General features: G+C 37.2%; 19 protein-coding genes. 7 read left to right on the top strand and 12 right to left on the bottom strand.

Annotation, left to right across the window (positions count from 1 at the left end):
- Positions 1–10: 10 nt before the first annotated feature.
- From D017_RS05240 to rnr, 3 genes are all read right to left on the bottom strand, one after another.
- Positions 11–682 (bottom strand): head GIN domain-containing protein, encoded by a 672-nt coding sequence (locus D017_RS05240; protein WP_035335075.1) that lies wholly within the window; start codon positions 680–682, stop codon positions 11–13.
- A gap of 295 nt (positions 683–977) precedes the next feature.
- The gene (locus D017_RS05235) at positions 978–2,501 is read right to left on the bottom strand and encodes a bifunctional GNAT family N-acetyltransferase/carbon-nitrogen hydrolase family protein (RefSeq protein WP_035335074.1); all 1,524 of its coding nucleotides are present in this window, start codon (positions 2,499–2,501) and stop codon (positions 978–980) included.
- Between the two features lie 167 nt (positions 2,502–2,668).
- Entirely contained in the window at positions 2,669–4,873 is a 2,205-nt protein-coding gene (gene rnr, locus D017_RS05230; RefSeq protein ID WP_035335072.1) for a ribonuclease R, read from the bottom strand.
- Between the two features lie 305 nt (positions 4,874–5,178).
- Between rnr and D017_RS15340 the strand changes: the two genes are divergently transcribed.
- From D017_RS15340 to D017_RS05220, 3 genes are all read left to right on the top strand, one after another.
- Positions 5,179–5,346, top strand: a complete 168-nt coding sequence (locus tag D017_RS15340; protein WP_160164961.1) for a hypothetical protein — start codon at positions 5,179–5,181, stop codon at positions 5,344–5,346.
- A gap of 905 nt (positions 5,347–6,251) precedes the next feature.
- Positions 6,252–6,683 carry a ribose 5-phosphate isomerase B gene (gene rpiB, locus D017_RS05225; RefSeq protein WP_035335071.1) on the top strand — a complete coding sequence of 144 codons (432 nt, stop codon included), beginning with the start codon at positions 6,252–6,254 and terminating at the stop codon, positions 6,681–6,683.
- 31 nt (positions 6,684–6,714) lie between these two features.
- Positions 6,715–7,170, top strand: a complete 456-nt coding sequence (locus tag D017_RS05220; protein ID WP_035335070.1) for a GNAT family N-acetyltransferase — start codon at positions 6,715–6,717, stop codon at positions 7,168–7,170.
- Between the two features lie 28 nt (positions 7,171–7,198).
- Here D017_RS05220 and D017_RS05215 read toward each other — a convergent pair whose 3' ends face one another.
- From D017_RS05215 to rnpA, 4 genes are all read right to left on the bottom strand, one after another.
- Positions 7,199–8,053: an OmpA family protein gene (locus tag D017_RS05215; RefSeq protein WP_035335069.1), complete on the bottom strand. Its 855-nt coding sequence runs from the start codon at positions 8,051–8,053 to the stop codon at positions 7,199–7,201.
- A 16-nt stretch (positions 8,054–8,069) separates the two neighbouring features.
- On the bottom strand, positions 8,070–9,695 hold the full coding sequence (locus tag D017_RS05210; protein ID WP_035335068.1) for a S41 family peptidase: 1,626 nt from the start codon (positions 9,693–9,695) through the stop codon (positions 8,070–8,072).
- Between the two features lie 64 nt (positions 9,696–9,759).
- Entirely contained in the window at positions 9,760–10,581 is an 822-nt protein-coding gene (locus D017_RS05205) for a DUF4349 domain-containing protein (RefSeq protein WP_035335067.1), read from the bottom strand.
- Positions 10,556–10,939 carry a ribonuclease P protein component gene (gene rnpA, locus D017_RS05200; protein ID WP_035338017.1) on the bottom strand — a complete coding sequence of 128 codons (384 nt, stop codon included), beginning with the start codon at positions 10,937–10,939 and terminating at the stop codon, positions 10,556–10,558. The genes D017_RS05205 and rnpA overlap by 26 nt, the downstream gene beginning before the upstream one ends.
- A 124-nt stretch (positions 10,940–11,063) precedes the next feature.
- On the opposite strand from rnpA, the gene D017_RS05195 reads away from it, so the two are divergent.
- Genes D017_RS05195 through D017_RS05185 form a run of 3 tightly spaced genes read left to right on the top strand, consistent with a single transcriptional unit; the run spans position 11,064 to position 14,086 of the window.
- Positions 11,064–11,423 carry a S24 family peptidase gene (locus D017_RS05195; RefSeq protein WP_035335066.1) on the top strand — a complete coding sequence of 120 codons (360 nt, stop codon included), beginning with the start codon at positions 11,064–11,066 and terminating at the stop codon, positions 11,421–11,423.
- Complete coding sequence (locus tag D017_RS05190) at positions 11,420–12,691, top strand: Y-family DNA polymerase (RefSeq protein WP_051583809.1); 1,272 nt, start codon at positions 11,420–11,422, stop codon at positions 12,689–12,691. Before D017_RS05195 ends, D017_RS05190 begins: the two co-directional genes overlap by 4 nt.
- 60 nt (positions 12,692–12,751) lie before the next feature.
- Positions 12,752–14,086 (top strand): hypothetical protein, encoded by a 1,335-nt coding sequence (locus tag D017_RS05185; RefSeq protein ID WP_035335064.1) that lies wholly within the window; start codon positions 12,752–12,754, stop codon positions 14,084–14,086.
- A 185-nt stretch (positions 14,087–14,271) separates the two neighbouring features.
- On the opposite strand, the gene D017_RS05180 is transcribed toward D017_RS05185, so the two are convergent.
- The 3 genes from D017_RS05180 to D017_RS05170 form a co-directional block, all read right to left on the bottom strand.
- Positions 14,272–16,119, bottom strand: a complete 1,848-nt coding sequence (locus D017_RS05180; protein WP_035335063.1) for a M1 family metallopeptidase — start codon at positions 16,117–16,119, stop codon at positions 14,272–14,274.
- Between the two features lie 72 nt (positions 16,120–16,191).
- On the bottom strand, positions 16,192–17,868 hold the full coding sequence (locus tag D017_RS05175) for a S8 family peptidase (protein ID WP_343215430.1): 1,677 nt from the start codon (positions 17,866–17,868) through the stop codon (positions 16,192–16,194).
- Position 17,869: 1 nt separating this feature from the next.
- Entirely contained in the window at positions 17,870–18,730 is an 861-nt protein-coding gene (locus D017_RS05170; protein WP_035335062.1) for an MBL fold metallo-hydrolase, read from the bottom strand.
- 218 nt (positions 18,731–18,948) lie between these two features.
- On the opposite strand from D017_RS05170, the gene D017_RS05165 reads away from it, so the two are divergent.
- Positions 18,949–20,853, top strand: coding sequence for a sodium:proton antiporter (locus D017_RS05165; RefSeq protein WP_035335061.1), 1,905 nt, complete (start codon positions 18,949–18,951; stop codon positions 20,851–20,853).
- A gap of 8 nt (positions 20,854–20,861) precedes the next feature.
- Here D017_RS05165 and D017_RS05160 read toward each other — a convergent pair whose 3' ends face one another.
- Entirely contained in the window at positions 20,862–22,205 is a 1,344-nt protein-coding gene (locus D017_RS05160; protein WP_035335060.1) for an MATE family efflux transporter, read from the bottom strand.
- A 69-nt stretch (positions 22,206–22,274) separates the two neighbouring features.
- Positions 22,275–22,775, bottom strand: coding sequence for a GNAT family N-acetyltransferase (locus tag D017_RS05155; protein ID WP_035335059.1), 501 nt, complete (start codon positions 22,773–22,775; stop codon positions 22,275–22,277).
- Positions 22,776–22,820: the final 45 nt, after the last annotated feature.

The following is a 22,820-nucleotide window of genomic DNA, read 5'->3' as shown; positions in this document are numbered from 1 at the left end:
TCTTAATTACTTACATTATTTTGATACGTCCTCCAAAAGTACGACGACGCTTTACCTCTGCTGGGTTACCATAAATCACAATATCTCCACCAGCTCTTATTGTTAGATCTGCTAGTTTACTAGCATAAGCTTCTACCTCTCCTCCTGCTTGTACAAATATCTCTGCTGTTTCTGTCTCAAGATCTCTACCTTCATAAATGCCTCCTGTGTTTACTTTTACCTTCTGCAGGCTTGCTTGACCGCTTGCTTCTATTACACCACCTGTAACTGCCCTTAAAAGAGCTTCTCGTACTTGTAAACCTACTTTAACGCGAGCTCCTTCTTGCATTTTGATTTCAATTTTGTCTTGCTCTATAAGCTCATTTGAGGTAATAACAGCTCCTTCATTTCCATCTATTACTTGCAGGTTGTTGTAATGCACATGTACAAAAGTTTTGTTTCCGTCAAAAATAAGATCAAGATCCATTTTAATCTTTAACGTTCCGTCTTTGTTTACCACATTAACTTGGCTTACATCTTCTCCCGTAATAATAACTTTATTTTCGGTAGACTTTACAAGATTTACTACAATGCGATCATACACTTTTACTTCTGTAAAATCTCCTACGTCTTTTGTAACTGGATTTTGAGCAAATGCTGTTGCTGTAATTACTAGCGCTACTATGGTATATATAAATTTCATATTCATTGTTTTTGTTTGATATAGAGACCTAGCTATTACTAGATTGTTACAGTTTACATGTTAATGCCTCTTCCCTTTCCATGTTCCACCATAGGTGTAACCTTCTTCATAACGATGTTTATTGCAACATGTTTCACATATAAAAACCCACTCTTTGGCGTGATTTAACCTTGCTCTAAAAGCTACAGTTATTTCTTTGTTACAAGTATGACAGGCCTTTGTTTTAATATCAAATTATTTATGAAACAGCTCTTTGTGAGATGTGTTACGCTTTCGCGAAAGCGTATTTAAAAAACTATCTTCTTCTCAATTCAAATAAATCTTTACGACGATCTCTTAGGTTCTTCACTGCTCCAAACTGGTTGAGGTTACGTAGTAAGTCTATATCACAATCTGCAATAAGAATCATCTCTGTGTTAGGTGTAGCCTCTGCCTTAATCCCGTTTGCTGGAAATGAAAAGTCACAAGGAGTAAATACCATAGACTGTGCATACTGGATATCCATGTTATGCACCTTAGGTAAGTTACCCACACTACCTGCAATGGCAACGTAACATTCATTTTCAATAGCTCTTGCTTGTGCGCAGTTACGCACACGAGAATATCCGTTTTGAGTGTCTGTAAGGAAAGGAACAAAAAGAATATCCATACCATCATCTGCAAGAATCCTGCTTAGTTCTGGAAACTCAGAATCATAGCAAATAAGGATTCCTATCTTACCACAGTCTGTATCAAAAGAGTGTAATTTATTACCTCCTTGCATTCCCCATACTTTTGCCTCATCTGGAGTTACATGAAGTTTTTCATAACGCTCTGTACTTCCATCTCTACGGCATAAATAGCCTACGTTGTATAGTAAATCATCTACCACTTCTGGCATACTACCTGTAATGATATTGATGTTATAAGATATTGCTAACTGTGAAAAACGATTTTTAATCTCCTCTGTATGTTTTGCAAGCTCACGTATAGCTTCTGAAACTGGTAAATGGTTATTTTCTGCCATAAGCGGAGCGTTAAAAAACTCTGGAAAGAGTGCAAAATCTGATCGATAACCAGAAACTGCATCTACAAAGTACTCTGCTTGCTGCATGAGTTCTTCAAGATCTTTATACAAACGCATTTGCCATTGTATCAAGCCAAGTCTTACTACCTTTTTCTGCGTAGCTGCTACAACAGATTTTTTCTCATAGTAGATGTTATTCCACTCTAGAAGTACGGCAAACTCACCTGAGTCTTCATCACCAGGTAGGTATCCTTTTAAAATCTTAGCAGGGTGAAAATCATTATTAATCTGGAAGTTTAATACCGGATCATGAATTTCCTTGCGTTTCACCTTCTCAATATATTCCTTAGGAGTTACAGAATCTGCGTGTTTGTGGTAGTTAGGAATACGCCCACCAAAGAGGATTCCTTTTAAATTTTGCTCCTCACAAAGCTCTTTACGGTAATCGTATAATCTTCTTCCTAGACGTAAACCTCTATATTCTGTTTTAATAAACACGTCTATACCGTATAGAATATCTCCATCTGGCTTATGTGTGTTGAACGTATAATTACCTGTAATTTCTTCGTAGGTATGAACACTGTCAAAAGTAGACTCATTGAGTTTTATAGAGAGCGCACAACCTGCAAGTTTTCCATCAATTTTAATAACAACTTGACCTTCTGGAAACTTATTAATAAGTGCAGTGATTTGCTTCTCATTCCAGTACATGTCTGGCATATTAGAATACGCCTGTATCATTGCACTTTTAAGTTCTTCGTAATCGTTGAGCGTAAGATATTTAAGCTCGATATTTTCTATAGGTGTTGACATGTATCATGGGTAAGAAGAGTGATTTTTAATTCTTCTACAGAATGACAAAATTAGTGCGCTTTTTCTTAATAATTTACTAAACTTTTAAGAATAATTAATAGCATAAAAAAAACCATCACACTTATGATAGTGTGATGGTTTAAACTTTAATATAAGTAATAAGTTACCTACTGATGCAACCCTTCCTTTACACCCACAAGTGTAAAATCTAGATGCTTCTTCACTAGATCTGCTTCTTTTACTTTTACAATAACTTCATCACCTAGGGTAATCTGGTTACCAGACTTCTGCCCTATTACAGAGTAGCTATCTTGATCAAATTCATAGTGATCACCTTTAATGTCTCTTAAGCGCACCATTCCTTCACACTTGTTTGAGATAATCTCTACATAGATTCCCCACTCTGTAACTCCAGAAATAACACCTACAAACTCTTCATCTTGATGATCTTGCATAAACTTAACTTGCATATACTTGATGCTGTCTCGTTCTGAACTTGTAGCTAGCTGCTCCATTTGTGAAGAGTGCTTACATTTTTGCTCATACTCTTCTTCACTTACTGATTTACCACCATCTAGATAATGTTGTAGTAAACGGTGTACCATTACATCAGGATAACGACGTATAGGAGATGTAAAGTGACTATAATAATCAAAAGCAAGACCGTAATGACCTATATTTTCTGTAGAATATACTGCTTTACTCATGGTGCGTATAGCTAGTGTATCTACCATATTTTGCTCCTTCTTCCCTTGTACATCTGTAAGAAGTTGGTTTAAAGAAGAGGTGGTAGTCTTGCGATCTTTTAAGTCTAATTTATAACCAAACTTCCCTATCACTTTTTCAAGAGACGCTAGTTTTTCATCATTAGGCTCATCGTGTATTCTGTATACAAATGTCTTTTTAGGTGTTTGTTTACCAATGAACTCAGACACTTTTCTATTTGCCAGCAACATAAATTCTTCTATGAGTTTATTTGCATCCTTAGAGGTTTTAAAATAAACGCCTTCTGGATTCATCTCATCGTCAAGCTTGAATTTTACTTCTACTTTATCAAAAGAAATAGCTCCATCCTTCATACGCTGGCGACGCATAATCTTAGCAATTCTATCCATTTCTAATGTTGCTTCTACAAGCTCATCAGATACTTTATAAGCTTCTCCAGTAAGAGAAACTTCGACTGGGATGAGGTTTGATCTGCTTTCTATAATTGCTTGCGCTTCTTCATATGCAAATCGGGCATCACTATAAGTTACAGTACGTCCATACCAAGAATCTACTATTTTTCCAGAGTCTGCTTTCATTTCAAACACTGCAGAGAAGGTATACTTCTCTTCATGAGGTCTTAAGGAACAAGCACCATTACTTAATATTTCTGGTAACATAGGTACTACCCTATCTACTAGATATACAGATGTTGCACGCTCATAAGCTTCATCATCTAGTATTGTTCCTGGTACGAGATAATGACTTACATCTGCAATGTGAATTCCTATTTCATAATTACCATTCTCAAGTTTTTGAAAACTTAATGCATCATCAAAATCTTTTGCATCTTTAGGATCTATGGTATAAGTGAGTACATCACGCATGTCGCGACGTTTTGCAATTTCCTCAGCTTTAATAGAGGTATCTATCTTATTTGCATACTCTTCTACCTCTACTGGAAATTCATATGGAAGACCATACTGAGCAAGGATAGAATGTATCTCTGTGTTATGCTCACCTGGTTTACCTAGTACTTTTGTGATTTTACCATAAGGAGAGTCTGCTTTTTCTGGCCAGTCTTCTATGGTAACTACTACTTTATCACCATCTTGTGCATCACCTATTTTTTTAAGTGGTACAAAGATGTCTGTATACATCTTGTTAGACTCAGAGGTAAGTACAAAGGCAAACTTTTTTTGAAGTTTTACAACACCAACAAATTCTTCTGTCTTGCGCTTTATGATTTTAGTAATCTCACCTTCGTGCTTCTTGCTGCGTCGCTGGCGATATATGTAAACCTCAACCTCGTCACCATTAAGTGCTTTGTTTAAGTGATGTGGTGGTACATAGATATCTTGTTCGAGATCATCTACCATCACATAACCACCACCTTTACCAGAAACATCGAGTATCCCAGTGTGGTAATTTTTATTTGCTGCAATCTTAAACTGGCCACGTCCCTCTTCTACGATTTGTTCTTTGGCCTTAAGTTGCTGTAAGTTTTTGATAATTTGATTACGGCTCGATGGATCGTCTACATCAAGTTTTGCCGCTATTTGTTTGTAATTGTAGGTCTTTTGGTGATCGTCTTTTAATATTCTTACGATTCTTTCTGAGAGGTTTGATATTTTTCCCGGTCCTCTCCTTCTCTTCTTCTTATTCATCTATTTTATTTCTGTCACAAAATTAGCCTTAAAAAGCTCAACTATAGCTTTTATGTTAAAAATTTAAGGTTTAGTAACGTTTTGTATACTTTAAATTGGTTTTTTACGCTTTCGCGAAAGCGTACTTTAAAGATATAATATGTAAAGCAACTCTTATACCGTTTTTAGATAGTCTTACCATCTTAACGTAATCAGTTCTAAAGTTTAACACTCTAATTTTAACAAAAAATTAGGATTATCTTAATTAAATCTTAATTTTGCTGTAACGTTTTAAATTTTATTGCGTCTTTAAGTAGATGACATCTATGAACTCTTCTAAATTAATACATAAAAACACGATTTTACTACTCGCTATTTTCTTGATAGGGATTGTAGTCGCTGTGATATATATTAATGCAACTTTTGAAGAGGAATCAAATGGTCGTCAGACAGCAACACCTTCTACAATCAAAGTTGTTTCTTACAACTCGTAGTTTTCTATTAAAACTTTTCTTTTTTTGAGTGGCCCTTCCTTTTTTATAAGAAATTGAAGCATATACTCTTTCCTTCATCTTCCTAGCATTTTCCTTTTTAAGTATACCGAAAGTCAGGTAATCGATTAAAAAAACAAATCACTTCAGAATAATATAAAGTAGTCAATCTCTTTTTTCATTTAATTGACTAAAGAAAGATTTCATTTTACAGAATTCAATTTTTTAAATTTTAGATGTTATTCACATATATATATATATCATTTGTTTTCTTTTAAAATTTTAAAAAATAATGATGCTTATTATATACTGTGAATAGCGGTATAACTTTTAAGAGAGAATATTGTAAATATCACTTTTTGATACTTGTTCACAGCTTATCATGCACTTATTAGATTCTTTTTTCGCTGAAAACATGAGATTTATGAAGCGCTGTTAACAAATGTTGATAACCAGAGATTATTACAAATTGCTCATAAGTCGAGTTATTAACTTATTAAAAATCGACTCTTTTTATGCTCATAAAATTGATCACTATTAAGCAAAGAAAAATTTGGTTCGTGTACCTTATGTCTAGTATTGTTTTTTTAATCTTAATCTGCAAGTAGACTTATCATTTACCGTCAAAAGTTATTGACAAACGCTATTAACAGCTATTCAAGGGTTATTAACAATGGACTAGAATTGGAACATTTTATAGCTAATTAGGATAATAAACACAATTAATATTAAGTTAAGTGTCATTATTTCAATCACTTAACGTTATTAATAATTGTCGTGCTTTATACCATAATGTAGTTAAGAGCTATCATTCACCTTATTGTTCATATAAGAAGGATATCACGTTACCACTTATTTATAAAACGAGAATGCTATTCCTTAACTTTGATGTGTAAAACAAACGTACTATGAAAATCTCTATAGGTAACGATCACGCAGGAACCAGTTATAAGAATCTTATTGTAAAATTTTTAAAAGAAGCTGGACATACCGTTAATAACTACGGTACAAACGATGATGGAAGTGTAGACTATCCAGACTTTGGACACCCAGTCGCTAGCGATGTAGAGAAGGGTGAGGCAGATTTTGGGATTGTAATTTGTGGAAGTGGTAACGGTATTGCCATGACTGTTAATAAACATCAAGGTGTAAGAGCAGCACTCTGCTGGATTAAAGAAATTGCTGTGCTTGCACGCGAGCATAACAATGCAAATGTAATAGCGATTCCTGCTAGATACACCTCAGAAAATCAAGCACTAGACATGGTTAAAGCGTTTCTCGCAACAGATTTTGAAGGCGGACGCCACCAAAGACGCGTAGATAAGATTGCTTGTAAATAACTCAAAAAAAAATTCGCTGCGCGATATACATATGGAAGAAGCTGGCCTTAGTTTTATTATAAAGAAGTACGAGTTTATAAGTAGAGACGAGCTGTACGCTATACTACAGCTCAGATCTGAGGTTTTTGTTGTTGAGCAAGACTGTGTTTACCAAGATATAGATGGTAAGGATGACAAGGCCGTACACGTTCTGGGTTATAAAGGTGATGAACTCATTGCTTACACGCGTATTTTCAAACCAGGTGCATATTTTGATGAGGCAAGTATAGGTCGCGTACTTGTAAAAGAAAACCAGCGAAACTTCAAGTACGGTTATGATCTTATGAACGCATCTATAGAAGCCGTACAGAAATACTATGATGAGCGCATTATAAAAATATCTGCGCAGAAGTATTTAAAAAGCTTTTACAACAACCTAGGTTTTAAAGAACAAGGAGCAGAATATCTAGAAGATGGGATTCCTCACATTGTGATGATCAGAACATAAAAGCAATAATATTCTCACGTCAATTTTATTATTTCTTAGGCTTCACCTTCTTGATATAAGTCACATAAATTTCCACACGCTTATCCTCAGAAGGATCACCACCTAGTGGAAATCTACTTCCAAAACCTTGATAACGCATGCGTTTTTTTGCTACTCCTTGATCTGCGAGATAATCATAAATGAACTTTGCTCTTGCTTCAGAAAGATTGCGCTTGCCAGTTTTAAGATTGATACCATCCCGACCGTGATCTACACAACATACATGACCTTGAATCTTAAATATGATTTCAGGGCGTTCTTTTAAGTATTTGGCTAGTTTTTTTAGATCATTGTATGACTTCCCGTGTATGTAGCTATAGTTAGTTTTAAAAAGGATGTTTTTAAGTAAAATACGATCTCCTTTGGCTATCGTGTCTTCCTCGTAGTTTTTATAGCGATCTACTTTGGTCGTGATTTCTTCAGCCACTTCTACTTCTTCTGGAGTAGTCTTGCGGGCTTGTTTTAGAGAAACAATAATCTCTACTTTACGATTAAGTTTACGTTGTATCTCGCTCCCCGCATCATCTAATCTGGTGAGTAAAAGCTCTCCCTTTCCATCAGAATTTTTGATAATCGTGTCTGCAATACCTTGCAACATAAAAATGTCTTTAATAGTATTTGCGCGATCTTGCGAGAGACGTTTATTATAGGCATCTGTGCCACGATCATCACAATAACCGTAGATTGATATATCTTCTATTTTATCCTTAGGCAGCGATACGATAAAGCGATTTAAAGACGCTAACTCCGTTTTAATAAGCGCCGATTTATCGGTGTCAAAAAAGGTTTCATGAGTGCGATCTACTTGCGCACTTGCAGAAAGTACACAGAGGTAACATACAATATGTAACGCAAGGAACTTAATAATTTAAAATCTTACTATAGCGTTTACTATCATTGAGCACAGTAATCGCTTCTTTAATTTCTGTATTGTTAATAAGCTGGTATTCATACAGTCCGTCACGATAGAAGTATCGTTTTACAATCTCATCAATCAGTAAATTTTGAATCTCCTCTTGACGTTCATCTATCGCTTTCTCCTTAGCTTGTGCAATAGCATTGTCTAGTTGTGAGTATGCAGTCTGTACTTCTTTTTTAAGATCATCCTTTTCTGCTTGAAGAAGCGCTTTTGCAAATGCTTTTTCAGTCTCAGTCTCATAGTTGAAACCTGTACGTGTCAAGAAGTTTTTAAAGTCATTAAAATCTGCTTGAGACCATGAGAATTCGCTCATATCGCTGTACTGATGCTTATAATAATAATCTGTAGCGTATTCAAAAATGGCGTTATCCTTAAGTAACGCTGTAGTCACAGGACTAAGCTTTGCAGATGATACTTGAATGTCTGGTAGTACACCACCACCATCAAAAACCTTACGGCCGTTCTTAGTTTTAAACTCGTTATAATCTTCAGAATTCGTACGCACGGCATTACCATCATTATCACGATTCCAGTAATCTAACGCTTGGATACAACGTCCAGAAGGCGTGTAATATCGCGATATCGTAATCTTTACAGAAGTCCCATAAGTAAGAGGCTTAGGACGCTGTACAAGACCTTTCCCAAAGGTTCTTGCTCCCACTACCACTGCTCTATCATAATCTTGTAAACCACCAGATACAATCTCAGATGCAGAGGCAGATCTACCGTTTACGAGCACTACGAGTGGTATTTCAATATCCACCGGTTCTTGCTGGGTTACATAGGTTTTATTATACTTTTTTACAACAGACTTTGTCGTAGTTATAAGAGATCCTTTAGGTAAAAATAGATTACAGATATTGATAGCTTCACTTAGTAATCCACCACCATTACCACGTAGATCTAGAATGATTTTTTTTGCCCCATCCGTTTTTAAACTTACGAGTGCATCCTTCACTTGGCTTGATGCTTTTTTACTAAAAGTAGTAAGTACGATGTACCCAGTATCTCCATCAATTAATTTTGAAAACGGAACCGCATCAATCTCAACAGAAGAGCGTTTTATCGTAGTGGTATTCGTTTTTCCTTGACGTTCATAAGTGATAACAACCTCACTGTTAGGCGCTCCTTTTAATAAATCTCCTGCATCTCCGTCCATATCTGCAACGGTGATATCTCCTATTTTAAGGATATTGTCACCCGCTTTTAATCCTGCTTTATCTGCTGGATATCCTTTACGAGGTTCAATTATGGTCATTTTATTATCTACGTTTCTTACCGTTGCTCCTATTCCAGAGTAATCTCCAGAGCGATTAATTTTGGCGTCCTCAACCTCTTGCTCAGTCCAGTATTTAGTATAAGGATCAAGATCTGCAAGCATCCCTTCTATTGCGCTATCCATCAATTCTGCAGGGTTAGTCTCATCTACATAATTCATGTTAAGCTCCTTAAAAAGCTCTGTAAAAATTTCGATTTGCTTTGCAATTTCAAAAAAGTCACTTTTAAAACTTACCGTTCCTATACCAATCGCAACCGCAATGATGGGGATGAATATTTTCTTTTTCATAATCTTTTATATCTGTAGTAGACCGTAGTTGTGAGTATAACGCTTTCGCGAAAGCGTACGTATATTATTTATCTTTCTTTTTTATCCAGCGACGCACAAAAAACGTGCTTACACTTAACAAGATAAGAAATGGCCAAAGATGCAACAAACCTAAAAAGAATACTGAAACACCGTTCCAGCCACTTTTAAGGGCATTCATCATTTTTGAACCATAGGAGTTTGTGACCTTAGTCGCCACCTCGTTCTTATAAAAATGGATGTGTAGTGTACTGAGCGAGACCTGGCTTTGTAGATATTTAAGTCTTCCCTGCTTTGCTTCTATTTCTTCTCTTATCTCTGCGAGTTCGCGTTCTATCTCTAGCATTTCTTTGACATTTTTTGCCTTAGAAAGTAAGTTAATGTAACGATCTTCTAGCGCTCGCTTTGCTTTAAGGCGGGCGTTGAGGTCTACAAACTCTTCTGTAACGTCTTTTTGAGAGATGGTTTTCTCATCAAAATATGCTACACCTTTTGAAATCTCATCAAGTGCCATCCGGAAATTACGAGTAGGAACGCGTACAGTAAGATTTTGAAAAACGCCACCGTAGCTTTCTTTACCAGAATTATCATTCTGTATATATCCTTCAGTCTTTTTTATAATATTGAGAATATGTGCGTGCGTTGTCGCCATATCCTGAGTTTCAAAACGTAGATTTCCTGTTTTGATAATTTTTTGTGCAGTGGCTTGAGTATCTGGAGCAGTTTCTTCAAGTACTATTTCATCAATCTCCATATCGTCAAAAGACTCGTATGCTAGTCCTGGTTCGCTAGTGCTAGAAGTACCGTTATTAGCATTCTCACATGAAAGAATGAGTAAAAAACTAAGAAGTAGTAGGAGCTGTCGCATCGTTAAAACGTTTTATAAGTTTGACCATTGCCTTATGAAGAACTGCTTGCGGGACTTCCTCTTGGCCTGTATATAAAATAAGCATCGCAAATGTCGTGCCTTTTGTATCTATAAGGTCTTTATGTAAACGATAGGACTCTCGCATTAAACGTTTTATGCGATTGCGAGAAACGGCCAGCTTAAAATTACGCTTGGATACAGAGACTCCAGCTTGGACCATATAAGCATCAGTAGATAGTGGGGTCTCTATATAAACCATCCTAAGCGGAAAAGACTTTACAGACTTTCCCTCAATAAAAAGGGTGTCTATCAATTTTTTAGACTTTAATTTTTCGGCTTTTGGATAGGTATGTGGCATTGCTGGCAAAGATAGTAGAATTGAAATAGGTTGTGTGGTAGTATTACGCTTTCGCGAAAGCAAAAAAGCACATAAAATTATGGATAAAATACGTTTAATAGGAATATATCCATAAATTTGTAGCGTGAATGAACTACAACCTCATAAAGTAAAAAGAGCCAAAGAAGACTATGCAGGTAATCGGTCTGTGCAAACTGGGTTTCCCAGTCCTGCAACGCACTATCGTGAGCCTATGATTGACCTCAACAAAGAGCTCAGTTCTTCACGAGATGCGACATTCTTTGTACGCGTAAAAGGAGATATCTGGAAGGACTACAATATTCTAGATCAAGATGTTTTAATTATAGACAGAGCTTTGCATCCTAGTCAGGGCAAACTTGCATTAGTAGTGACCTCAGATGGTTTTGATGTACAGAGGATAGACACCAATAAAACAGTGGAATTCTGGGGAATGATAAGCTACATAATTCACAAAGCGGTATGATTGCAATGGTAGATTGTAATAGCTTCTACGCCTCGTGCGAGCAAGTATTTCGTCCAGATTTACGAGGAAGACCAGTGGCGGTACTCAGCAATAATGATGGTTGTATTATCGCCAAAAATAAAGAAGCAAAAGCGCTCACGCATATTCCTTATCGCGATCCGCTATTTAAGATAAAAGGGTTGCTGGCTCAAAATGATGTAACCTTATTTTCTTCTAATTATACGCTCTATGGCGATATGTCTGATCGCGTGATGAACGTGCTCAGAGACTTCTCACCAGCCGTTGAGGTATATAGTATAGATGAGTCATTTGTAGACCTATCTGGTATCACCCACGTAAACCTCGAAACATATGGGCATAAAATAAAAGATTCCGTTGTGCGACGCACGGGAGTTCCTGTAGGCGTAGGAATTGCACCCACTAAAGTCCTTGCAAAACTTGCCAATAGAATCTCAAAGAAGATAGCACGCTTTAATTATGTCTTTGTCATGGACACCGAAGAACGCCGTATAGAATGTCTCAAATGGGCCGAAACAAAAGATGTTTGGGGACTTGGTAAAAAGCATGTAGAACGCCTGGCAAATGTGGGTGTTTTCACAGCTTATGATTTTACACAATTGCCGCTAGCGTGGGTACGCAAGGAGATGACGGTAATAGGGGAGCGGCTCTGGCGCGAACTCAATGGAGAATCATGTATTCCTTTTGATACGCTTCCGCGAAAGAAGAAAGCAATAGGTACCGCAAAGTCCTTTGGCAAAAAACTGGATAATCTGCCTCAAATTGAGGAGGCTTGTGCCTACTATATAAGCGAAGTAAGCGAGGTGCTACGGTTCCAGAAATGTTGCTGTACACAGCTGCGCATATATCTTACTACAAACTACCACAGCACAAATGATGTTCAACATGCAGATAAGACCATTGTCACTTTATCTGTACCCACAAATGATACTTTCATACTCATAGTAGAGGCTAAGAAAGCTTTAAAACGAATCTACAAGCCAGGATTTAAGTATAAAAAAGTAGGAGTAGACCTCCTAGGTCTCATCCCAGAGGAGCAAGTACAAGGTAATCTATTTATGCCCGAAGCAACAGGAGATAAACGTCTCATAAAAGCCTTTGATGCTATTAATAACCGCTACGGGAAGTCTACAGTTTCTGCGGGATTATCCGGCACCACAAAAAGCAACAAGGAATGGGAACTCATCAAAGAAGAGCGCAGCCCTAGATATACCACGCAATGGAATAGTTTACTGGAGATAGGGGAATAGGTAATTAAAAATAACACTTATATTGCTGAGGAAATACAAGTACTTTCTGAAAATTTTCCTATGCAAAACGATTATACTTCTAAGAAATTTAAAAAATGGCTTGATAAATTACAGCGAGAGAGCTGGCAATTGGAATTGCTAGTATCTGGTTTTGTGATTTTCGGACTATTTTCATCCATAGACCCCTTAATTGCTAAAGTGGATAGTATAGTTAACTCTGTAGATAGACGCACAGGTGGGTTAGTTGCTGCAGCTGGGTTTGTGTTACTTAGTATTAATTATATACTCATATTTAACTTGATTGTGCACCTTGTACTGAGAGGATTGTGGATAGGTGCTATTGGCTTACGTTACTACTCAGGAGATATAATTTTTGATGAATTAAATTATTCTAAGAAATTCACAGACTATCTTAATAAGAAGATAGGATCGTTTGATAAGTATATAGGTAAACTTGAAGATTACTGTAGTATCATTTTCTCTTTGAGTTTTTTACTAGTATTCATAGGGTTATCTTTCTTTATATTTTTTTCCATCATTTTTGCACTTGGTGTAATTTCTGCTTCAAATTTAGACTCAATAGTGATTGTTATGCTTGTTGGTTTGGCGGTAATAGGCTTTGCGATTGTGCTATTGATTATGCTTATTGATTTTTTAGGACAAGGAATACTTAAGAAAAATGAAACGATTGCGATGCTCTATTTTCCATTATATTGGATTATGAGTTATGTATCTCTTTCATTCATTTACCGACCTATTCTCTATAATTTTTTAGATGATAAAAAAGGCAAAAGGATTCTCTTTTGGATGATTCCATTTTATATTATAATAGCCACTTTAACAACATTAAAGTACGAGCAATCTAATTTTCACAGATCTGAGAATGCCGCAAGTGAAAGTTTTGCTTCTAGAGGAATGTACTTAGAGGGAGTTGAGGATAATAGAAAGCGATATTTCAGGGACTTTGCAATTCAAAGAAAAAATGTTTCAAAAAATTCATTACGTGTTTTTCTCACGCATAATGCAAGTCTAGAAGATATTGTACTGAAATTAAATGATTCACTATCCTTAAAAAACGATCAACGTGGTGTAAACACCTTTTTTTCAAAGCTCTTTAAAGATGACATAGAATATGATTCAGAAAATTTTAAAGAATATTTGAACACATTGAATAAGAATACTATCATTAAGATAGATAGTATAATGTACAAAGAGAATTTAGTTGCTAGTTTTTTAGAAAATGGTCAGAGGGGTTATGAGACCTATCTGGATTTAAAGAACCTAGAACGAGGGCGACATACATTTCAAATAATATCAAAAAAATTAAACAAAAAAGACGCTATCGTAAATGACACACTGGGTAGCATTCCCTTTTGGTATTACCCGGATATGTAGTTTTTAATCTATCCTGACAAGGATATCTGATGCCTAAAAATGGATTCTTTTCTTAAGAAGGAACTCATCAAAGAAGACCGCAGCCGCGACATACAAAGTAATGGAATAGTTTACTGGAGATTGGGAAATAAAAAAACCAACCCATTGCGGGTTGGTTTATAATATTATATTCTTAAAAGAGTTCCTTACTCTTTCTCCCAAACGTTATCTGTTTGATCAATATCTGCCATCATTGATGTAGGATCAATTTTCATCATTTTTACCTCACTTAGTGGTGCATCAATGGTGAATGTATACGTAGGGTTTGTCCAAGGCCAGTCTGCTAGTTGCTCACGAGCGATGTTTGGCGTTGGGTTTGGCTTTTCGGCGCGCATCATACGTAGAGGCATGTAGTATGATTTTTGAGAACCATCTGCCATATCAACATAAAGATCTATAGGCATAGGCATAAGTCCTTTTCGCGTAAGCGTAACCTTTGTTTTATTACCATCTGCCTCAACACTTGTGATACCATAATCAATAGTGTTTGTAGTCTGTGCCCAGTCCATTAAATACCAGTCAAGCTCCATTCCAGAAACTTTTTCTGCAGTACGTTTAATATCGTTAGGTGTAGGGTGCTTGAAAGCAAAATCATCAAAATACTTTTTAAGCGTTTTCTTAAGATTGTCTTCACCAATAACATATCCTAACTGTGCAAGAAATACTGCTCCTTTACTATATGCAGCGATGCTGTAAGGCATATTCTCGTTGTAACGATCTGCGTGCGTAGTTTGTGGTTGCTCTTTACCGCTTTTAACGAGGTAATAGTAGCCTCTGTACGACCCAGAAAGCGGATTAGGATTATCACCTCCTGTAAGTTCATTTTCGGCAAGAGAAGAGATGTATGACGTAAATCCTTCATCCATCCACTCGTGTTTTGCTTCGTTACTTGCTAGTAAGAACTGGAACCAAGTGTGTGCCATCTCGTGTGCAGTCACACCAAATAGGCTTCCAAACTTGCGCTCACCAGTAATAAGTGTGCTCATCGCATACTCCATACCACCATCACCACCTTGTATCACAGAGTACTGCTTATATGGATAGGTACCTACGTGCTTGTTGTAAAAGGCAAGTAAGTCTGCCGTCATAGGCTGGAGTTTCTTCCAGTTTGCTTTGATAGACTCTTTATTTTTATAGAAAAAGTGAAGCTCTGTATCATTTTCTCCCATGATCATGTCGTGCACATACTCAGGATCTGCAGCCCATGTAAAGTCGTGAACGTTTGGTGCTTTAAAGTGCCATTGTAATTTACCACGCTTTGCATTTTTACCTGGCTTCATAGAAGTTCCTGCATATCCATGACCCATATCTTCTGGATCCTGTAAATATCCTGTACCACCTACGGTGTAGTTTTCATCAATATTGATTTTTACATCAAAATCTCCCCAAACTCCATGAAACTCACGAGCGATATAAGGATCTGCGTGCCATCCTTCAAAATCATATTCGGCCATTTTTGGGTACCATTGCGTCATAGATAGTGCAACACCTTCTTTGTTGTTACGACCACTACGGCGTATTTGTGTAGGTACTTGACCTTTAAAATCCATCTCAAAAGTAGTCTTTGCTCCGGGTGCAATAGGAGTTGCAAGCTGTACTTCAAGTACCGTTCCCGCTACTTCGTAAGTCAACTGCTTACCATCTTGGGTAAGGCTATTTACTTTAATAAACCCAATCTCATCTGGAGCTAGCTTACTGATACGATCTTTTACACGACCATCTGGATCTGCAATGTTGCGTGAGCGCACGTCCATCTCACTTCCAGGTTGGAACGCGTTAAAATATAAGTGATAGAAAACACGGTCTAGTGTCTCTGGAGAGTTGTTTGTGTACTCTAGCTTTTGTGTACCATCATACTGATAGTTTTTTACATTCATGTCGATTTCCATTTCGTAATCGACGTGCTGTTGCCAGTAAGAGGTGTTGTTTTGTGCATACGCTTTCGCGAAAGCGAACAACGATACCATCAACAGTAATTTGTAAGCGTTTTTCATTATAGATTGATTTAAAGTTAAAATCCCAAACTCCGTTATTGAGGAGTTTGGGATTTTGAGAAATTACTAAAATTATTTTTGTAGTTCTGCTAGTTTAAAAGCGTTGTACATATTTACCATTTCGCCAGATTTTGATACTTCATTGAAGCGTGCTTGCTTTTCTGTATCTCCACCTAGAATTACCGAAGTATTAGTAGTAAGACCACTCTTCATGATAATGTTTTTAACCTCGTTTGCAGAAAGCTTAGGGTAGTAGCTACGTAACATTGCAGCAACTCCAGCTGTGTTAGGCGCAGCCATAGACGTACCGCCCAGATACTCATACGTATCTTCTGGTGTAGTAGAGTAAATATCTACTCCAGGAGCAAATACATCTACATTAGATTTCCCATAGTTTGAGAAGTTTGCAAGCAACTGGCTTCCATATTTAGGTGCTAGTGCGCCTATCGTTAAGAAAGTATCTGCCATTTCTGTTACGTTGTCTAGTTGATCATTAGGATACACACGGTTTGCTGGATCATCGAGAGATAACCCTTCATTACCTGCAGCATTTACGATAAGCACATCATTTTTGGCAGCATATTTTATTGCATCATAAACCCACTCCGGGTTTTGTGCATAATACTTTCCAAAAGAAGTATTAATCACCTTTGCACCATTATCTACTGCGTAGCGTATTGCAAGTGCGATATCTTTATCATACTCATCTCCGTCTGGCACTGCGCGTACTGCCATGATCTTAATGTTGCTATTTGCAACACCATTCATTCCTTTACCGTTGTTACGTGTTGCAGCAATGATTCCTGCTACATGAGTACCGTGCTTTGCACGGTCTGGTTCAGGTCCATACACGTTGTTATTACCGTATTTTGTGTCTGTAATGTCGTAAGGATCATCACCTAGCACTTTTCTAAAATCGGCTGTTTTATTATAATTTGCTTCTAGCTGTCCTGTAAAGTACTCAACACCTTCATCTATGTTTTTCATAAAGTCAGGAATGTTATCTGTGTACTGAAACATTTGAGTAATAAACCCAAGGTGGTTCTGCATCTCGGCAGAAGGGTTTTTAATACTTGCAAGATCTGCTTGCGTGTAATCTTCTTTTCCTAATGCTTTTACTATCGCAGGATGAGAAGATTTAAGCTGGCTAGCGATTTGCTCGTATTGTGTTTTTTGGCGCTGTGCACCTGCAACTTTCTCGTCATACTCAGCTTTTGCTTTTTGATATTGTAAAAAGATATCTTTTTGAGAAGCAGGAATAGTTGCTAGTGTTTTACCAGCAAACTCACTTTCAAAACGTTTGATGATACGTACAAACTCAAGTTGCTCTGCACCTACATCGCCTAGAAAATTCCAGCCATGTATGTCATCTATATATCCATTGTTATCGTCATCCTTACCGTTACCAGCAATCTCTTTAGGGTTCGTCCAGATACGACCTTTAAGATCTTCGTGGTTAATATCAATACCAGAATCTATTACAGCAACAATTACTTGCTGTCCAGACTTACCAGGAAGAATTTCTGCATACGTACGATCTACGCTCATGCCTGGGATGGTATCAGTTCTAAGATCTCTTGAGCTCCATGCTTGTTTCTCACTTTCTGTAAGTGCAGAAACTTTGAGAGGATTGCTATCTACATTTTCTACGGGTACAGTTACCAGTGCAGATGGAGTCTCACAAGAGGCTAAAAAAGTGGCAGCCATAGCTGCAATCACAAGAGATTTTGTGTGTTGTAAATTCATCATATTAGTTAAATAAGTCTTTAAAGGTATAAATTTCATTTGCACGCACGCCTTTCTCGGTATGCTGTACGGTAATAATTTCATTGTGAGCATCGTGCTCTAGCCAGAGATAGTAATTATTATCTGCAGCGATATTTAAAAACTGTTCTTTCTCTGTAATAGAAAGAAGCGGTCTTGTATCATAACCTGTCACATAAGGAATAGGTAAGTGCCCTAGCGTAGGAAGTAGGTCTGCCATAAAAACAATGGTCTTACCTTGATACTCAATATGTGGAAGCATTTGCTTTTCTGTATGACCATCTGCAAAGAGAATACCAAAGTTGAGCTCGCTGTTTTTTTGAAAAGCTTGTTCTCCTCGTTCTATAAAGTGAAGCTGGCCACTTTCTTGCATAGGGATGAGGTTTTCCTTTAAAAAACTAGCTTTCTCTCTATTGTTAGGCTCCACAGCCCATTGCCAGTGATTTTCGTTGGTCCAGAATTTTGCATTTTTAAATGCAGGTTCATAACCTGTGTGGTCTTTATTCCACTGGATGGCTCCACCTACGTGATCAAAATGTAGGTGCGTCATAAATACGTCTGTAATGTCATCACGGTGAAAACCATATTGAGCAAGTGATGCATCTATAGAGTGGTCTCCCCACTGGTGATAATAGCCAAAAAACTTTTCTGACTGCTTATCTCCCATCCCGTTATCAATGAGGATAAGTCTTTTGCCATCCTCTATAAGCATACATCTTGCGGCGATATCTATAAGATTATTAGCATCTGCAGGGTTTGTTCGGCTCCAGATAGACTTAGGTACCACGCCGAACATGGCACCACCATCCAGTTTAAAATTTCCTGCCTCAATAGGGTATATTTTCATAAAAACGTGTCAATAAGAATGATAATGGTTTTTTTATGCTTTCGCGAAAGCGTAATAGACCTCAAAAAAAGCGTGTTAACCACCGCATAAATCTCTGCAAAATACCAAAAAGAGAGTTTTTAAACCCTTATACACACTAGTTTTTAACAAAGAATTGTAACTTCACAACGAGAGCCAAAAGCTTTAAAACATTAATATCGCATCAAAACTGAATTCATATGTTAGAACTAGCCGGAATCATAATTTTAGGGATCATTGCACAATGGGCTGCTTGGCGTTTAAAATTACCTGCCATTTTACCACTACTACTCATAGGGCTTTTTGTGGGACCTGTATCTACACTCATATCTGAAGATGGTACAAAGTGGATAGAACCTATATGGAATGGAGAAGAAGGATTATTTCCGGGAGAGAGTCTATACTACTTTGTCTCGCTAGCGATATCTATTATACTCTTTGAGGGCGGCCTTACACTTAAACGTGATGAAATTAAGAATGTAGGTCCAGTAATTACAAAGCTTATCTCTTTAGGCAGCCTTGTAACATTTTTAGGAGCAGGATTTGCCGCCTACTGGATATTTGGACTCAGCCTTCAGATCTCTTTATTATTCTCAGGACTTATCATTGTAACAGGACCTACCGTGATATCGCCTATTTTAAGAAACGTGCCCGTAAAGCGAGATATCTCTACAGTACTTAAATGGGAAGGGATTCTTATAGACCCTATAGGAGCACTTGTGGCAGTATTAATGTATGAATTTATCTCTGTAGGAGAAGGGGCAGCTTTTACTAAGACGGCCTTAGTGGAGTTTGGTAAGATTGTACTTTTTGGAAGTACGTTTGGGTTTACGTTTGCTCATGCGCTGGCTTTTATTATCAAAAAGAAGCTTGTACCACATTACTTAATGAATGTATTTACACTAGCCGCAGTACTTGGTGTGTTTGTAATGTCAGACCAGTTTGCTCACGAGTCTGGACTACTTGCAGTGGTAGTGATGGGAATGGTACTAGGAAATATAAATCTTCCTAACATTAAGGAACTACTATACTTTAAAGAATCATTAAGTGTATTACTTATCTCTGTGCTATTCATCTTGCTTTCGGCAAATATGAATCTTGTGGACCTTGAGTTATTATATCGCTGGGAGACACTAGCACTTTTTCTAGTAGTAGTATTTGTGGTACGACCTATAGGTGTATTTTTAAGCACTTGGGGATCAGATTTACAGACCAATGCCAAGCTCTTTATTTCTTGGGTAGGACCACGAGGAATTGTAGCAGCAGGTATTGCTTCACTTTTTGGTTCTAAGTTATTAATTAAAGGCGAGCCAGGAGCAGAGTACATAACGCCGCTGGTATTTATGATTGTACTAGGTACGGTATTACTTAATGCGACCACTGCGCGACTATTTGCAAAGATGGTGGGTGTATTTCTTACTAAATCTGAAGGGATATTAATTGTAGGAGCATCAGAAATGCCACGATTGATAGCCAAATATCTCCAAAAAAATGGTCGCCACGTAGTACTTCTTGATAGTAATACAAATCACATACGCACAGCAAAAGAAGCTGGGCTCATGGCGCTAGAAGCAAATGTCTATGCAGATGATCTTACAGCTGATGTTGAGCTTAGTGATATAGGATATCTAATGTCTTTAACAGGAAATAGCGATATAAATAAGTATGCGATTAATCGTTTTAGAAAGCAGTTTGGAGAAAATGGAGCTTACCGCCTTATCTCCAAGAGAGAGATGGACAACATAGCACAACTACCTAAGGAAGGATTATTTTCAGCAACAGATGACTTTTTTAATATGACAGATGTTACGAGACAGTATCCTACAATCAATGAGGTCGCTGTATCTTCAAAAGAGGAGTACATGGCTATAGGAAAACTTGTAGCAGATGATAAAAATATGATTCCGCTGTTTGTAAAGAAGAAGGATAATACTCTAGAAATCATAAGTTCATTTATGCAAGATGTAGATGTAAAATCTTTTCAGGGAAGCCACTTAATCTACTTAGGTAAACCTATTACTGATGAAGATCTAGCCAAAGTAACCGAAGCTAGCGAGACACCATCTAATAATGATGAGGATATTGTTGTCCCAATAGGTGATTAGAAATTACCTTAAGATAGTCTGTTATAATACTTTTTCTTGTAAAAGATGATAAGCATGCCTGCTCTAAAAAGCATCCATACTATAAAGGCGAGCCAGATGCCTATCACGCCCCATCCTAAATACTTGCTTAAATATAGAACAGGTACAAAACCTACAAAAGTAGCTAGTAGTAGGGTGTTGCGTAACCACGCCATCTCACCAAGCCCTTTGAAAATGGCGTCTAGTGTAAATGCCACAGCATTGATGGGTTGCATGATAATTACCATAAAAAACACTCCGTAAAAAACAGAGAGTACCGTTTCTTCATTACTAAAAAGAAGACCTAGAGGTTTGTATAAAAATGTACAAACAATAATTAATACAGCCGAAACAACAAGATTGTAACGAACAACCTTCTTGGTTAATTCCCATAGATTAGGATAGTCTTTTGCTCCAAGTAGACGACCACTTAGCAGGTTTCCTGCAGCACCATAACCATCAATAAAAAAGGCTGTAAATAGCCAGATATTGGCAGCAATAGTATGTGCCGCTACAGTTTCATCACTTATTGCAGTTGCTTCTCTCACAGCCAGCACAAGTGCTACGTTAAGAGAAAATGAGCGCACAAATAAGTTGAGACTCATGGAGATAAGCCTTTTTATTTCTGGATGTAAGGGCAATGTAAGTTTAAGAGAAACCTCTGTTTTTACTAGTAAAAGTATGAGAGCCATAACTGCCATAAAAGCCTGAGCAATTAAACTAGCCCACGCAGCCCCTTTTACACCAAGCGGCTCAATAATTCCCTCTACACCGTACACTAATGCAATGTCTAAACCTATGTTTAAAGAAGCACCAATGATGGCAACAATCATAGGCCAAAAAGTGTTTTGTAATCCTCTGAAAATTCCAAAAACAGCAAACGTAAATAAGGTGAGCGGAAAGCCCCATACTCTAATATTATAATAATCTATACTTAAAGAGAGCACTAAGCCTTTTGCATTGAGTAGCGTAAAAATTTCGGCAACAAAGAAATAGGTACTGGCAAGTACCACAATACTTAAGATGATATTGAAGTAAATTGCTTGGGCAGGGAGAACCTTAATATCGTCTAGTTTTCCTGCACCTAGATTTTGAGAGATAATGGTAGATATCGCACTACGTGTTTGACCTAAAATCCATATAAGCATAGATAAAAATGAACCCACAATACCTACCGCAGCAAGTGACTCAACGCTATTTTCTGCCATATTTCCCACTACCGCAGCATCTGTACTCGACAGTATAGGCTCTGCAATACCAGCAATAAGTGCTGGAATAGCTAGCTGTTGTATACGCTTGAATGAAATATCTATATTACTTGTGGTGGTACTGATAGGATAGTTTTTTAAATAGAAAGATCAATAAAATGTAAAACTACAGACTAATAAAATGATAACCCACCTCTACAGAACTCTTTCATAGCAATAAAATGGGTGCTCACTTTGTTTTGGAAAATAGATACTCCCTAGCTTCTTATAACCTCGAGTCTCATAGAACTTTTGATTGCGTTTATTTTGAGAAAAAGTATCGAGACGTATTGAGGGTGCCGAGTGCGCTTTCGCGAAAGCGTATGCATAATCCATTAGTTTGCGAGCGTTTCCTTGACCTTGATGGTCTGGATGTACTGCGAGTCTATGGATGTACAAATTGTTTTTAGATGGTGTAAGCCAGTCAATGTCTAGATACTCATCATCCATTAATGTGGACAATACAATGGTACCTATAATGCTATCATTCTCTTTGAGAAGAAAGAGCTCATCACGAGCAATATCTTGCTCAAAAGCAGTGACAGTAGGGTAGTGCTCATTCCACTGAAAGATATTTCTAGAGATCATTTCTTGTGCACAGGCACGAGTAAGTGAAAGGATTTCAGGGATTTCTGAATTTTTTGCAGGTACAATCACAGATTAAAAAGTATTTTTGTGTTAATAGGTAAAAATACAAGTTAC

This window comes from Dokdonia sp. PRO95 (assembly GCF_000355805.1).
Taxonomy (GTDB): Bacteria; Bacteroidota; Bacteroidia; order Flavobacteriales; family Flavobacteriaceae; genus Dokdonia.
This window is presented reverse-complemented; position numbering and strand designations above follow the sequence as displayed.